Origin of the sequence: Variovorax sp. V35, from assembly GCF_041154465.1 — a bacterium.
Lineage (GTDB): Bacteria > Pseudomonadota > Gammaproteobacteria > Burkholderiales > Burkholderiaceae_C > Variovorax > Variovorax boronicumulans.
Window position 1 is genome coordinate 5,358,240 of the sequence record NZ_AP028666.1, and the last position, 13,614, is coordinate 5,371,853.

General features: G+C 67.9%; 11 protein-coding genes. 7 read left to right on the plus strand and 4 right to left on the minus strand.

All coding sequences use genetic code 11. The features are described 5' to 3' along the window. Positions 1-14 precede the first annotated feature (14 nt). Complete coding sequence (hyi, locus tag ACAM42_RS24590) at positions 15-800, plus strand: hydroxypyruvate isomerase (protein ID WP_369629719.1); 786 nt, start codon at positions 15-17, stop codon at positions 798-800. A 23-nt stretch (positions 801-823) separates the two neighbouring features. After that, on the plus strand, positions 824-1,738 hold the full coding sequence (locus tag ACAM42_RS24595; protein WP_369629720.1) for a 2-hydroxy-3-oxopropionate reductase: 915 nt from the start codon (positions 824-826) through the stop codon (positions 1,736-1,738). A gap of 304 nt (positions 1,739-2,042) precedes the next feature. Here ACAM42_RS24595 and ACAM42_RS24600 read toward each other — a convergent pair whose 3' ends face one another. Next, entirely contained in the window at positions 2,043-3,383 is a 1,341-nt protein-coding gene (locus ACAM42_RS24600) for an NAD(P)/FAD-dependent oxidoreductase (RefSeq protein ID WP_369629721.1), read from the minus strand. A 220-nt stretch (positions 3,384-3,603) separates the two neighbouring features. On the opposite strand from ACAM42_RS24600, the gene ACAM42_RS24605 reads away from it, so the two are divergent. Next, complete coding sequence (locus tag ACAM42_RS24605; RefSeq protein WP_070062392.1) at positions 3,604-5,904, plus strand: NADP-dependent malic enzyme; 2,301 nt, start codon at positions 3,604-3,606, stop codon at positions 5,902-5,904. 76 nt (positions 5,905-5,980) lie between these two features. On the opposite strand, the gene ACAM42_RS24610 is transcribed toward ACAM42_RS24605, so the two are convergent. The 3 genes from ACAM42_RS24610 to ACAM42_RS24620 are packed head-to-tail and all read right to left on the minus strand — an operon-like array spanning position 5,981 to position 9,545. Next, positions 5,981-6,772, minus strand: a complete 792-nt coding sequence (locus ACAM42_RS24610) for an aspartate/glutamate racemase family protein (RefSeq protein ID WP_369629722.1) — start codon at positions 6,770-6,772, stop codon at positions 5,981-5,983. Between the two features lie 13 nt (positions 6,773-6,785). Then, on the minus strand, positions 6,786-7,835 hold the full coding sequence (locus tag ACAM42_RS24615; protein WP_369629723.1) for a DUF917 family protein: 1,050 nt from the start codon (positions 7,833-7,835) through the stop codon (positions 6,786-6,788). Positions 7,836-7,883: 48 nt separating this feature from the next. Beyond that, positions 7,884-9,545: an OPT/YSL family transporter gene (locus ACAM42_RS24620; RefSeq protein WP_369629724.1), complete on the minus strand. Its 1,662-nt coding sequence runs from the start codon at positions 9,543-9,545 to the stop codon at positions 7,884-7,886. Positions 9,546-9,705: 160 nt separating this feature from the next. On the opposite strand from ACAM42_RS24620, the gene ACAM42_RS24625 reads away from it, so the two are divergent. The 4 genes from ACAM42_RS24625 to ACAM42_RS24640 all read left to right on the plus strand — a co-directional run bounded on the left by ACAM42_RS24625 (position 9,706) and on the right by ACAM42_RS24640 (position 13,605). Continuing rightward, entirely contained in the window at positions 9,706-10,482 is a 777-nt protein-coding gene (locus ACAM42_RS24625) for an IclR family transcriptional regulator (protein WP_369629725.1), read from the plus strand. A gap of 285 nt (positions 10,483-10,767) precedes the next feature. Continuing rightward, on the plus strand, positions 10,768-11,682 hold the full coding sequence (locus ACAM42_RS24630) for a dihydrodipicolinate synthase family protein (protein WP_369629726.1): 915 nt from the start codon (positions 10,768-10,770) through the stop codon (positions 11,680-11,682). Between the two features lie 38 nt (positions 11,683-11,720). After that, positions 11,721-12,338, plus strand: a complete 618-nt coding sequence (locus ACAM42_RS24635; RefSeq protein ID WP_369629727.1) for a TRAP transporter small permease — start codon at positions 11,721-11,723, stop codon at positions 12,336-12,338. A 1-nt stretch (position 12,339) separates the two neighbouring features. Continuing rightward, positions 12,340-13,605 carry a TRAP transporter large permease gene (locus ACAM42_RS24640; protein WP_062473357.1) on the plus strand — a complete coding sequence of 422 codons (1,266 nt, stop codon included), beginning with the start codon at positions 12,340-12,342 and terminating at the stop codon, positions 13,603-13,605. Positions 13,606-13,614: the final 9 nt, after the last annotated feature.

Here is a 13,614-nt window from a genome sequence, read left to right on the forward strand (position 1 = left end):
AGGAGACAAGACACATGCCCAAGTTCGCAGCCAATCTCACGATGCTCTTCACCGAGCTGCCGTTCATGCAGCGCTTCGAGGCGGCCGCCAAGGCCGGCTTCAAGGCGGTGGAGTACCTCTTCCCCTACCCCTTCGACAAGAAGGAACTCGTGGCCGCCCTGCGCGCCAATGGCCTGCAGCAGGTGCTGCACAACCTGCCGGCCGGCGACTGGGACAAGGGCGAGCGCGGCATCGCCTGCCACCCGGACCGCACCGGCGAGTTCCGCGAAGGCATCGCTCTGGCCATCGACTACGCCACGGCGCTGGGCTGCCCGCAGCTCAACTGCCTGGTCGGCAAGGTGCCGGCGGGCGTGAGCGCCGACGCCGCGCACAAGACCGTGGTCGAGAACCTGCGCCTGGCAGCGCGCGAGCTCGAAGCCGCGGGCCTGCGCCTGCTGATCGAGCCGATCAACACTTTCGACATCCCCGGCTTCTTCCTCACGCGCACCGACCAGGCACTGGCGCTGATCGACGAGGTGGGCTCGGACAACCTGCGCGTGCAGTACGACATCTACCACGCACAGCGCATGGAAGGCGAGCTGGGCAACACGCTCACCAAGCAGCTGGCGCGCATCGGCCACATCCAGCTGGCCGACAACCCGGGCCGCGGCGAGCCGGGCACGGGCGAGATCAACTACCCGTGGCTGTTCCAGCACATCGATGCGCTGGGCTACGACGGCTGGATCGGCTGCGAATACAAGCCCCGCGCCACCACGGTGGAAGGCCTGGGCTGGCGCGAAGCCCTCACGAAGAAGCAATGAACGTTCACGAAGGAAACAGAGACATGACCACTGCAGCAGCACAAAAAATCGGATTCATCGGCCTGGGCATCATGGGCGCCCCCATGGCGGGCCACCTGCTCGACGCAGGCCACGAGCTCTTCGTGAACACGCACGGCAACACGCCGGAGCCCTTCGTCTCCAAGGCCACCATCTGCGGCTCGGCCGCCGAAGTGGCGCGCAAGGCCGACATCGTTTTCATCATGGTGCCCGACACGCCGGACGTGGAGAAGGTGCTGTTCGGCGCACCCGGCGCGGAAGGCGTGGCCGACGGCCTGAAGGGTTCGCAGGGCAAGATCGTGGTGGACTGCAGCTCCATCGACCCGATCGCCACCAAGGAATTCGCGCGCCGCATCGTGGCGCTGGGCGCCGGCTACATCGACGCGCCGGTCTCGGGCGGCGAAGTGGGCGCCAAGGCCGCGAGCCTGACGATCATGTGCGGCGGCGACGAAGGCACCTTCGGCCGCGTGAAGCCGCTGCTGGACAAGATGGGCAAGAACGTGACGCTGGTGGGCGGCGCGGGCGATGGCCAGGTCTGCAAGGTGGCCAACCAGATCATCGTGGCGCTGAACATCGCCGCCGTGAGCGAAGCGCTGGTGTTCGCCTCGAAGGCCGGCGCCGACCCCGCCAAGGTGCGCCAGGCGCTGATGGGCGGCTTCGCCAGCTCGCGCATCCTTGAAGTGCACGGCGAACGCATGATCAAGCGCACCTTCGCGCCGGGCTTCCGCATCGCGCTGCACCAGAAGGACCTGAACCTGGCGATGCAAAGCGCCCGTTCGCTGGGCGTGGCGCTGCCGCAGACCGCGAACGCAGCACAGCTGATGAACGCCTGCGCGGCGATGGGCTACGGCCAGCTGGACCACTCGGCGCTGGTGAAGGCGCTGGAGGCGCTGGCACAGCACACGGTCACGCCGGACTGAGCATCAGGTGGCGGGGTCATTCGGGGAACGTGCCCAGGCCACCGGGTACTTCCCTCCGCGAATGTCCCCCGGGGCTTCGCCCCTCCTCCTTGATTTCGCTGCGGGAAGCACCCAGTGTCCTGGTCACGGGACACGCTGCGGGTGTGCGGCCGATCAACGACCCTTGCGAACAACGCTCGTGTCGATGGGGTGCCTTGCGCAGCGAAATCAAGGAGGAGGCCGCAGGCCGGGGGACATTCGCGGAGCAAGGTGCCCCGTCGGCGCGAGCGCGCCCCGAATGCCCCGCGCGGCCTCGCCGCAGGAATCAGCTCTTTGCAGCTCCCAGAGACTCTTTGAGATTGCGCCGGCGCCATGCCCAGGTCTTCACGGCCTGCGGCAGGATGCCCAGGCACGACGCGTAGTACGTCACCTTGAACCCCCAGAAGCGCGGCCCGATGGGCGTGTTGCGGAACAGGTCGCCGGCCAGGATGGACAAGAGCGCCTCCTGCATGCGCCAGATGTTGCGCGGCGCCATGAACAGGCGGCGGATGGCGGGCGAGGTGATGCGGTAGATGAACCACGAGAACATCTTCGGCCCGTGCTTCATCACCTTCTCGTAATGGCGGAAGGCCTTCTCGGCCTCCTTCGCCTCGCCCTTGAGCCAGTGGTCGGCGCAGGTCGCGGCCTCGAAGCCGCTGTTCATCGCCAGGTACACGCCCGAGGAGAACATCGGGTCGACGAAGGCATAGGCATCGCCCACCATCATGAAGCGGTCGCCGCGGCAGAACTTGGAGTCGTAGGCGTAGTTGCCGGTGGTGGTGGCGCCTTCCATCAGCGTGGCGTTCTTCAGCCGCGCGGCCAGCTTGGGCGCCAGCGCGATGGTCTGCATCAGGAAGTCCTCGAGCGACGCACCCTGGCGCCGCTTGAAATAGGCCGGCGAGGCCACGGCGCCCACGCTCACGGTGCCGTCCTTCAGCGGGATGTACCAGAACCAGCCGTGGTCGAACCAGAAGAGCGAGATGTTGCCCTCGAAGCGGCCCGGCCGGCGCTCGGCGTTGGCGAAGTGGCCGTACAGCGCCGCGCTCGCATGCTTGCGGTTGCGCTGCTTGGCGTCGAACTGGTTCGACAGCAGCGTGTCGCGCCCGCTGGCGTCGATCACGAAGCGCGGGCGCCATTCGGTCTCGGTGCCGTCGTCGGCCTTGACCTTCACCAGCGCCCGGTTGTCGGGCGTGCCCTTGCCCGCGTCCATGTCGACGCCGGTGACGCGCCGGCCCTCGAAGGTGCGCGCGCCGCGCTTGCCGGCGTGGCGGAACAGCAGCTCGTCGAACTCCGAACGGCGCACGTGCACGGCATAGGGAAAACTCTTGTCCATCGCCTGGCCGAAGTCGAAGTGGCTGCTGTGGTCGTGCCAGGGCGAGACGAACTCGGCGCCGTGCTTGCGCAGGCCGATGGCCTCGACCTCGGTGCGCACGCCGAGCCGGTCGAACAGCGGCATGTTCATCGGCAGCAAGGATTCGCCGATGTGAAAGCGCGGGTGCTGCGCCTTCTCGAGCAGCACCACGTCGTGGCCCTTGTCTGCGAGCAAGGCGGCCACCGTGGAGCCCGAGGGGCCTCCGCCGATGACCACGACGTCCGGCTCGGTGCCGGTGAAAGGTCCGGGTGTCATTCGATGTCCCTCCGTGTTGTTCTGTGGTTGTGGACGTTGGTTCGCCGCACCGCCCGTGCGGCACGGATTTGCCCCCCGGAAACGGGGGTGTTGAAGTTTAGCGAGTCGGCAGACCCTCTCGATCAGGCGGAAGATAGAGGGTCTCGTCGTTCCCCCCGAGAGAAGAGGCCGCGCTTTTGCGGTAGCCTCATTGCCCGCCAGAACCTAGGAGACTTTTCAAATGGCTGCATCCCTGTCCCCCGCTGAAGAAGCACTTCGAGAAGCAGCGCGCGAATACCACCGCTCGCCCGTCAAGGGCAAGATCTCGATCACCCCCACCAAGCCCCTGCTGAACCAGCGCGACCTGTCGCTGGCTTACTCGCCGGGCGTGGCCTACCCCTGCCTCGACATTGCGGAAGATCCCGCGCTCGCGGCCGAATACACCGCCCGCGGCAACCTCGTGGGCGTCATCACCAACGGCACCGCCGTGCTGGGCCTGGGCAACATCGGCCCGCTGGCCTCCAAGCCCGTGATGGAAGGCAAAGGCTGCCTGTTCAAGAAATTCGCCGGCATCGACGTGTTCGACATCGAGCTGGCCGAGAACGACCCCGACAAGCTGGTCGACATCATCGCGGCGCTGGAGCCCACGCTGGGCGGCATCAACCTCGAGGACATCAAGGCGCCCGAGTGCTTCTACATCGAGAAGAAGCTGCGCGAGCGCATGAACATCCCCGTGTTCCACGACGACCAGCACGGCACGGCCATCATCTCGGCCGCGGCGCTGCTCAACGGCCTGGAACTGGTCGGCAAGAAGATCGAGGACGTCAAGATCGCCGTCTCGGGCGCCGGCGCCGCCGCCATCGCCTGCCTGGACGTGATGGTCGGCCTGGGCGCCAAGCCCGCCAACATCTACGCCTGCGACTCCAAGGGCCTGATCTACATGGGCCGCGCAGGCGGCTTCGACGAATCGAAGGCCCGCTACGCCCAGAAGGACACCGGTGCGCGCACCCTGGCCGACGTGGTGAAGGACGCCGATGTGTTCCTGGGCTGCTCGGCCCCCGGCGTCATGAGCGCCGAGATGGTCAAGACCATGGGCACGCAGCCGATCATCCTGGCGCTGGCCAACCCCGAGCCTGAAATCCGCCCCGAGCTGGCCAAGGCCGTGCGCCCCGACTGCATCATTGCCACGGGCCGTTCGGACTACCCGAACCAGGTCAACAACGTGCTGTGCTTCCCGTACATCTTCCGCGGCGCACTCGACTGCGGCGCGAGCAAGATCACGGAAGAAATGAAGCTGGCCTGCGTGCGCGAGATTGCCGACCTCACCAAGGCCGACATCAGCGAAGAGGTGGCCACCGCCTACGCCGGCCAGGAGCTGGCCTTCGGCCCCGACTACATCATTCCGAAGCCCTTCGATTCGCGCCTGATCCTGCGCATCGCACCGGCCGTGGCCAAGGCGGCCGCCGCCTCGGGTGTGGCCTCGCGCCCGATCGAGGACATGGAAGCCTACCGCCAGCACCTGACGCGCTTCGTCTACCAGACGGGCATGTTCATGCGCCCGGTGTTCAGCGCCGCAAAAATTTCCACCACCAAGCGCGTGGCCTACGCCGAGGGCGAAGACGAGCGCGTGCTGCGCGCTGCGCAGTGGGCGGTCGACGAAGGCCTGGCCCAGCCCATCCTGGTGGGCCGCCCCGCGGTGATCGAGGCACGCATCCAGAAGGCCGGCCTGCACATCCGCCCCGGCACCGACTTCGAGATCGTGAACCCGGAAGACGATCCGCGCTTTCGCACCTACTGGGAGAGCTTCCACAAGCTCATGGGCCGCCGCGGCGTCACGCCCGAGGCCGCCAAGACCATGGTGCGCCGCTCCAACACGACCATCGCCGCGCTGATGCTGCACCTGGGCGATGCCGACGCGATGATCTGCGGCCTGGTCGGGCGCTTCGACGTGCACCTGGAGCACATCCGCAACCTGATCGGCCTGAAGCGCGGCGCGCCCGGCTTCGCCACGCTGAATGCGCTCACGCTCGAAAAGCGCACGGTGTTCATCACCGACACCAACGTAAACGAAGACCCGAGCGCCGAACTGCTGGCCAGCATCGCCGTGATGGCCGCCGAAGAGGTCCGCCGCTTCGGCCTGCCGCCGAAGGTGGCCTTCCTGTCGCACTCGAACTACGGCACCTCCAGCCGCGGCTCGGCGCGCAAGATGCGCCTGGCGCGCGACCTGTTCTCGCAGATGGCACCCGACATCGAGTGCGACGGCGAGATGCACGGCGACGCCGCGCTGTCCGACGAGATCCGCCGCACCGCCCTGCCCGAGACCACGCTCACGGGCGAGGCCAACCTGCTGGTGTGCCCGAACCTCGACTCGGCCCACATCCTCTACAACGTGCTGAAGATGACGGGCGCGAACGGCATCACGGTGGGCCCGATCCTGCTGGGTGGCGCGAGCTCGGCGCACGTGCTGACGCCTTCGGCGACGGTGCGCCGCATCATCAACATGACGGCGCTGGCCGTGGCGAAGGTGAAGTCCCAGGACTGACGCCGACGTTTCCTCCATGAAACACAACGCCCCGTCGCGGTCTCCGCGGCGGGGCGTTTTTCATGGACGGCCGTGTTCAGGCGTGGACAGGCGACACCACCGGCACGTCGGCCGGGTCGAACACGTTCCAGGCCAGCAGCTCCCTGTCTTCGGGCGGTGGCTCGCAGCCGCCGACGCGGCTGGGCGTCCAGTTGAAACGCTGTTTCGTATCGGCCAGCGCCTCGGCGCGCTTGAAGGCGGCCAACGCCGAATCGATGACGGGCACGCCCAGCGCGTCCTGCAGCTGGCGGTAGAAGCCGAACTCGAGCGTGCAGCCGAGGATGAGCGCTTCGGCGCCGTCCTCGTCGATGGCGCGGCGGCCCTGCGCGATCATGCGGCGCACGGTCTCGTCGCGGTCGCGCTGGAAGTCTTCCACGCCGAGCTCCAGCGCGCGAAACGAGGCGATCAGGTGCGCGTGGCCGTACTCGCGCACGCGCGCCTCGATGCGCGGCACCCACTTGCGCCGCCCCACGATCACCGAGACCTTCTGCGCCAGGTTGGACGCGACCTCGAACGAGGCCTGGCAGGGCGCGACCACCACGGTCTGGCCGGAAATTTCGCGCGCCTCGACCAGCACCGGGTCGTAGAAGCAGCCGACCACCACGGCGTCGAAGCCCTGCTGCACGGTGTCGCGCACGGCGCGCACGATGTCGGCGCCCAGCAGCGCCTCGTAGCTCTGGTACTCGACGTGGTGCTGCACCGACGCATTGCGCAGCGACACCACCTCGACCTCGGTGCCGGGGTTCTTCACCTGCGCGAACTCTTGCGCGAAGCGCGCGTTGTAGGTGTCGTTGCCGACGGCCCGGATCCAGCGGATGCGCAGTGTCATGGCGTGTCTCCGTTCAGGCCGGCGCGAAGGCTTCGCCCAGCGACTTCTCGAGCGGCCGGTACAGCTCGGGCATGAACATCGTGCGCGACAGCAGCAGCCGCGCGCGCGGCGCCACCAGCACACGCAGCCGCGCGCCCTGGCGGACATGCGCCGACACCACGGGCTGGCCGTCGTCCGAGAAGGTCATGATCAGGTCGGGGAAGCGCGCGATGCGCTCGCCGCCCTGCGCCAGCAGCATGTACTCGTTGATGAAGCGCAGCGTGGTGCCGGCCGCGTCGTCGAGCTCGACCACACCGACATCCAGCCCTTCCTGCTGCTCGCAGCGGTAGCTGCGCACTGTGCCCTCGGCCACGAGGCGCCCGTCGAGCGAACGGGCCACGGCATCGACGCCGCCGTCGAGAAAGGTCTGGCCCAGCGCGATGGCGTGGCTGATGGCGCCCGGCGCGCCGTGCTGGCGCGCGTAGCCCACGGTCACGGGGTTGCGCGCCACCGCCACGAGGCCGCCCGCCTCCACCGAGGCGCGGCGCACCACGGCCGAGGTCTGCTCGAGCCGGCCCGACACCACGCCTTCGACATAACGGTGCGGCTCGCCGCCCGCGTAGGCCTGCACCGAGAGGTAGTCGGGCTCGGTGTGCAGGCCCAGCGCGCCCATCACGCTCGAGGGGTGGGCGCGGCCGTTGCACGCGAGGTCGATCACGGGCAGGCCGGTCATGGCGGCGTGGAACCAGCCGTTGACCGTGGTCTCGGCGCCGTTCTCGTTGGCATGCAGCGCGACCAGCTTCTGGCCCGCCGGCAGCTCGCGCCGCAGCAGCTCCAGCGTGCGCAGCAGGTGCGCCGGCTGCACGTGCGGGTCGGGTGCGGCCGGCGCACCCACGAGGGCCATGGTGGCGGTGAGCGCGGCCTCGTCGAACTCGTCGACGCTCCACAGCTGCGGCGTGCCGACCTGCAGCGCCAGGCGCGCGGCGCGCTCGCCGGCCGCGATGAGCCCGCCGCCCCCGCCGCCGAGGATGGCACCGCCCCAGATGGCTGCGCGGACGTCGTCGCTGGTCAGATTGCGTTTCATGGATTCGATTCCTGTGTGTGTGATGAAAGAAAAGAAGGAGATGAAGAACTACTTGCGCAGGCTCTTCACCGCGCCCGAGAAGAAGCTGTAGAGCGCGTCGCCCGCGATGACGCCGCCGGCGAAAACCTCGAGCCGTTCGCGCGCGGCGGCGCCGAGCACGGCGTGCACCGCGAGCCGGCAGGCGATGCCGGCCGCGACCATCCAGCCGGCCATCGGGCTGGCGATGAGCAGGCCGGTGGCGAACAGCACGCCCAGCTGCTGGCGCGGCCCGCCCGCCAGCTGCAGCAGCGCGCCGGGCACGGCCCACAGCGCGAGGTTGCGCGCGGTCTCGCCCGAGATGCCGGCCTTGATCGCGGCCACGTAGGCGGCGTTGATCGGCGCGGTCTGGTGGTTGGCGAAGAACAGCGGGTACGCGCAGGCCACCACCACGATCGCCACGCCGCAGCCGACCATGCCGGCGATCATCTGTTCGCGCCGGCCTTCGAGTTCGAAGGCCGAGCCCGAGGCCTCGCCGCGCAGCAGGTGGCCGGCCTTGAGGTCGTAGCCCATGTCGGCAAAGGCCGGGCCGGTGGCGGCCGAGAAGCCGGCCAGCACCACCAGCGCCTCGGGCGGAAAACCGATCAGGATGCCCAGCAGCAGCGAGATCAGCGCCACCGCGAAGGCCGGGAACCAGCCCGAGTGCATGGCCGCGATGCCCACGATGAGCTCGTGCACGAAGGCCGCGAAGGTGCCGTACACGATGAACAAGGCCAGCATGCCCGGCGACATGCCGGTGTAGATGCCGGTGCCCGCGCACAGCAGCACCATGATCGCCAGGTAGCCCGCGCCGCCGAGCTTGAGCGAGCGGCCGAGCACGCTGGCGCCGCGCGCCTCGGCCAGCGCCTCTGTCGCCGCGGCGGTGCTGTCGGTGTCGGCCGCGCGCCCGTGCTTCTTCAGCACCACGCGCGCCACCTGCACCAGCGCCACGAGGCCGGCGCCGATCATCATCCCGTGCGGCACGTAGCGCGTGCCGATGTCGAAGCCGAACAGCGGCGCCGAGTAGCCGCGCACCAGCAGCCCGATGCCGAAGGCGGTCATGGCGCCGAGCCCGCCGATCAGCGCCACGCCGAAGGCCGACATCGGCAGCTTGAACACCGCGCCCGCCACGCCGGTGGCCAGCCCGCCCAGCAGCAGCCAGGCCTGCTTGCCGCCGCCGTCGCCCGCCTTGATGGCCTCGGCCGCGGCGATGCCCAGCGGCCACGGGTTCTTCGCCGGGAAGGCGGGCGTGTCGAACATGCGGTACAGCAGCCAGGCGTCGAGCAGCATCGCCAGGCTCACGCCGATGAGCATCGGCACCACCATCTGCGGCAGGCCGAACAGGAAGGGAATGCCGATCGGCAAAAACAGGCTGTTGGCCGCGCCGAAGGTGGCCGACGAGATGCTCGTCTGCGCCAGGTTCTGCGCATGCACCGAGCGAAAGCCCCGGAACATGGCCAGCGGCACGCGCGCCAGCGTCATGGCCGCGAGCGCGCCGATCAGCGAGGTGCTCGGCGTGATGCCCAGGCTCGCCAGCATCTGGATGCCGACGATGGCGCCGAACACGCTGAGCACCACCGTGAGGATCAGGTTGGCGGGCGCGAGCGCCTTGGGATGGAGCGCGGCCGGCGGCAACGCGGTGTGCCCGGCGCCCTTGTCTTCCAGCGGCGCGACGGCGGTCACTTCATGGTGCATGGTCATTCCTTGTTAGTTCCATATTCTGGAACCATGTCCAATAAACTTGAACTGAATGATAAAACCGTACTTTCGGCTGTCAAGCGGGCGTTCACCCGGGTCGGCCGAAAAGACGCACCGGCGCCGAACCTATGATTCCCACCCCAACCTACCGAACACGATGAGCACCCTTGCCAACGCCATGGACGTCCTGAAGCTGATCGCGCGACTGCGCCGCGACATCACGGTGACGGACGTCGTGACCGAGCTGGGCCTGCCCAAGAGCTCGGCCTCCCGCACGCTGAGCATGATGGCCGGCTACGGCTTCCTGGACCGCGACGCGGCCACGCGCGCCTACCGCCCGGGCGGCGTGATCATGGAAGCCTCGTACCACTTCCGCGCCTCGCGCAACACGGCCTCGCTGGTCGAGGAGGCGCTCGACGCGCTGGTGCGCGAGACCGGCTATACGGGCTACATCAACGTGCTCGACGGCGCCGACACGCTCGTGATCCAGATGCGCACCGGCGCCGGCGCGCTGCAGATCTACACGCCGCCGGGCAGCCGCGCACCCGCCTACTCCAGCGCCATGGGCCGCGCGCTGCTGGCCCGCCTGGACGACGACGAAGTGGGCGCCCTGATCGGCACCAAGCTCGACCAGGGCCGCGGCCACGCACCGAAGACACGCAAGGACCTGCTCGCGCGCCTGGCCGTGATCCGCGACACGGGCTGGGCCCTGTCGCGCGGCGAGTACGTGACGAACGTGGCGGGCATCTCGTCGGCGGTGCTCGACCCCGCCACGCGCCAGACCTACGCCTTCGGCATCGCGCTGCCGGCGGAACAGCTGTCGGAAGCGCTGGTGGAACGCTTCGGCGCCACCGTGCGCGACGCGGCCAGCAGCGTGGGCAAGCGCGTAGGCGATCCGTACTGGCTGGGCTTCGGGGCAACGACGCCGACCTGAGCACCACGCCGGCGCCAGCCGCACGCCCCGCCGCGTTCGCCGCTGCGGGGCTTTTTTTCGTCCGCTGCATCGTGAGGCGCAGGGTGCGCCAAGGCGGTGCTTCCGGGCGCCCGAACGCCCTTTCCGGAAGCCTCCAACCACCATTTCGGCTGGCATGCAATCTGCTAATACCCTGAGCAGATATTTCTCATATCTTACTAATATATTTAAAAACCAAGCCTTCAAGCCCTGGTTTCGACCGCTGTCCGCAGCGCCCTTTTCTTCTTTTTTTCGAGGTACACACCCATGAGCAATCCCCGCTGGCAAGGCATCTTCCCCGCCATCACCACCAAGTTCCACGCCGACGAAAGCATCGACGCCGAGGGCACCGCCCGCCACATCGACTTCCAGATCCGCAACGGCATCCACGGCCTCGTCACCTGCGGCTCGCTGGGCGAAGCCAGCACGCTGACGCTCGAAGAAAAACTGCAGGTCGCCAAGATCGCCCTGGAAGCCGCCGACGGCCGCATCCCCGTGCTGGCCAATGTGTCGGAGACCAGCACCCGCGAAGCCCTGCGCTACGTCGATGGCGCCAACAAGCTGGGCGTGGCCGGCTACATGGTCATGCCCTCGGTGATCTACGTGGCCGACGCGCGCGAAGCCATGCTCAACGTGCGCACCATCGCCAACGCGGCCCAGAAACCCATCATGGTCTACAACAACCCGGTGGCCTACCGCGTGGACCTGAAGCCCGAGCACATGGTCGAGCTGGCCGATTGCGAGTGGATCGCGGCCATCAAGGAGAGCACCGACAACATTCGCCGCATCACCGACCTGCGCAACACGGTGGGTGACCGCTACCAACTGTTCCTGGGCGTGGACGACCTGGCCTACGAAGGCCTGGCGCTGGGCTGCGACGGCCTGCTGGCCGGTGTGGGCTGCGCCTTCCCGCGCGAGACGGTGGCGCTGTACGACCTGATGAAGGCCGGCAAGTTTGCGGAAGCCCTGAAGCTCTACCAGTGGATGACGCCGATGCTGCACCTGGACGTGTCGACCAAGCTGGTGCAGAACCTCAAGCTCATCGACCTGCTGGTCGGCGTGGGCACCGAGCACATGCGCCGCCCGCGCCTGCCGCTCATCGGCGAGGAGCGCGCCTTCATCGAGAAGGTCGTCGCCAAGGCGCTGGCCACGCGGCCTGCGCAGTACCAGTCGGTCATGTAATCGCCGCGCGCACGACGCACCGCAAGGCCCAGAACACCATGCAAGAAAACGCCTTGAAAGGAAGCGGCGGCCTGTCCCGCCGCGTGCTCGACGCGTCGGACTTCGTCCTGCGCTGCGAGCGCCACCTGCTCAGCAGCCTCATGGGCCTGCTCATCGTGCTGGTGCTGCTGAACGTGGTCACGCGCTACGGCGGCTTTCCGCTCTACTGGGTGGACGAGGCCTCGGTGTACTGCGTGGTCTGGCTCACCTTCTTCGGTGCGTCGGCGATGACGCGGCTGCGGCTGGACTTTGCGGTGACCCTGCTCACCGACAAGCTCGGCACCCGGGCCGCGCGCATCGCCAAGGCCAGTGCCTCGGGCGGCGTGCTGCTGCTCGGGCTGGCCCTGCTCGCGATGTGCTGGCTGTGGATGGACCCGGCCGGCATCGTGCGCCACGGCTTCGACGCGAAGGAGTTCGCGGCCGAGAGCTTCAACTTCCTCTACACCGAGCGCACGCAGACGCTCGACTGGCCGACGTGGGTGGTGCAGCTCATCTTGCCGATCTTCGCGCTCACCCTCAGCGTGCATGCGCTGGCCAACCTCCTCGAAGACCTCGGCCTGCAGCCCAAGCGCACGCACGACGAGTTCCATGTCGCCAACGCGGACGCCGTGAACTGAAATGCTGACCTCTGCCTTCTTCCTGCTGATCATGCTGGTCGGCGTGCCGATCGGTGCCTGCCTGTGCCTGTCGGGCATCGTCTACATCCTCAACTCGGGCGACACGGTGCTGTTCCAGTCGTTCCCGGTGCAGATGTTCGGCGGCGTCGACAGCTACAGCCTCATTGCGATTCCGCTGTTCATCCTCATCGGCGAGATCATGAACGGCGGCGGCATCACGCGCCGCCTCGTCGACCTCGCGCTGGCCTTCATCGGTTCGGTGAAGGGCGGGCTGGCCTACGTGAACATCCTGGCGAACATGCTGGTGTCGTCGATCATCGGCTCGGCCACCGCGCAGGTGGCGATCATGAGCCAGATCATGGTGCCCGAGATGGAGAAGCAGGGCTACGACAAGACCTTCGCGGCCGGCATCACGGTGTACGGCGGCATGCTCGGCCCGATCATTCCGCCCTCGGTGATGTTCGTGGTGTACAGCGTGCTCGCGCAGGTGGCGGTGGGCGACATGCTCATCGCCGGGATCATCCCCGGCGTGATCCTCACGGTGCTGTTCTTCATCGTGATCGCCGGCATGGGCGTGATCTACAACTACCCGCGCACCGAGAAGCGCACCGCCCGCCAGCGGCTGCACACGATCCTCACGGCCTGCCCGACGCTGCTCATTCCCATCGTGATCGTCGGCTCGATCCTCGGCGGGCTGGCCAACCCCACCGAATCGGCGGCGGTGGGCGCGGTGGCCGCGGTGCTGGTGGGGCGCTACGTGACGAAGGAATTCCGCTTCGCGATGATTCCGCAGATCCTGCTGAAGTCGGCGATCTACTCGGCGGTGGTGCTGTTCCTGGTGGCGGCGGCCGCGGTGTTCTCGTGGCTGCTCATCTACGGCAAGGTGCCGCAGGCCACGGCCGCGTGGATACAGACGGTGGCCAAAGACCCGATCGCCTTCCTGCTGCTGGTGAACGTGATCCTGCTGGTGATCGGCACCGTGATCGACGGCATTCCCGGTCTCATCATGACCGTGCCGATCCTGTTGCCCATCGCAACGGAGATCTACGGCATCGACCCGCGCCACTTCGGCGTGGTGGTGGTGATCAACCTCGTGCTCGGGCTGATGACGCCGCCGGTGGGGCTGAGCTTCTTCGTGGCCTCGGCCGTGACGGGCGCCAAGCCCGGAAAGATGTTCATCGTCACGCTGCCCTTCTTCCTGATCTGCTGCGTGGCGCTGGTGCTGCTGTCGCTGTTCCCGAGTCTTTCCCTCGCGCTCATCAAGTAAGCGCTGATC

Coding starts and splice junctions, on each gene's coding strand:
- ACAM42_RS24620 (WP_369629724.1), bottom strand. CDS start 9,545: ATGCACCATGAAGTGACCGCCGTCGCGCCGCTGGAAGACAAGGGCGCC.
- ACAM42_RS24610 (WP_369629722.1), bottom strand. CDS start 6,772: ATGACACTGCGCATCCGCTGGATCCGGGCCGTCGGCAACGACACCTAC.
- ACAM42_RS24635 (WP_369629727.1), top strand. CDS start 11,721: ATGCAAGAAAACGCCTTGAAAGGAAGCGGCGGCCTGTCCCGCCGCGTG.
- ACAM42_RS24595 (WP_369629720.1), top strand. CDS start 824: ATGACCACTGCAGCAGCACAAAAAATCGGATTCATCGGCCTGGGCATC.
- ACAM42_RS24625 (WP_369629725.1), top strand. CDS start 9,706: ATGAGCACCCTTGCCAACGCCATGGACGTCCTGAAGCTGATCGCGCGA.
- ACAM42_RS24630 (WP_369629726.1), top strand. CDS start 10,768: ATGAGCAATCCCCGCTGGCAAGGCATCTTCCCCGCCATCACCACCAAG.
- hyi (WP_369629719.1), top strand. CDS start 15: ATGCCCAAGTTCGCAGCCAATCTCACGATGCTCTTCACCGAGCTGCCG.
- ACAM42_RS24615 (WP_369629723.1), bottom strand. CDS start 7,835: ATGAAACGCAATCTGACCAGCGACGACGTCCGCGCAGCCATCTGGGGC.
- ACAM42_RS24600 (WP_369629721.1), bottom strand. CDS start 3,383: ATGACACCCGGACCTTTCACCGGCACCGAGCCGGACGTCGTGGTCATC.
- ACAM42_RS24640 (WP_062473357.1), top strand. CDS start 12,340: ATGCTGACCTCTGCCTTCTTCCTGCTGATCATGCTGGTCGGCGTGCCG.
- ACAM42_RS24605 (WP_070062392.1), top strand. CDS start 3,604: ATGGCTGCATCCCTGTCCCCCGCTGAAGAAGCACTTCGAGAAGCAGCG.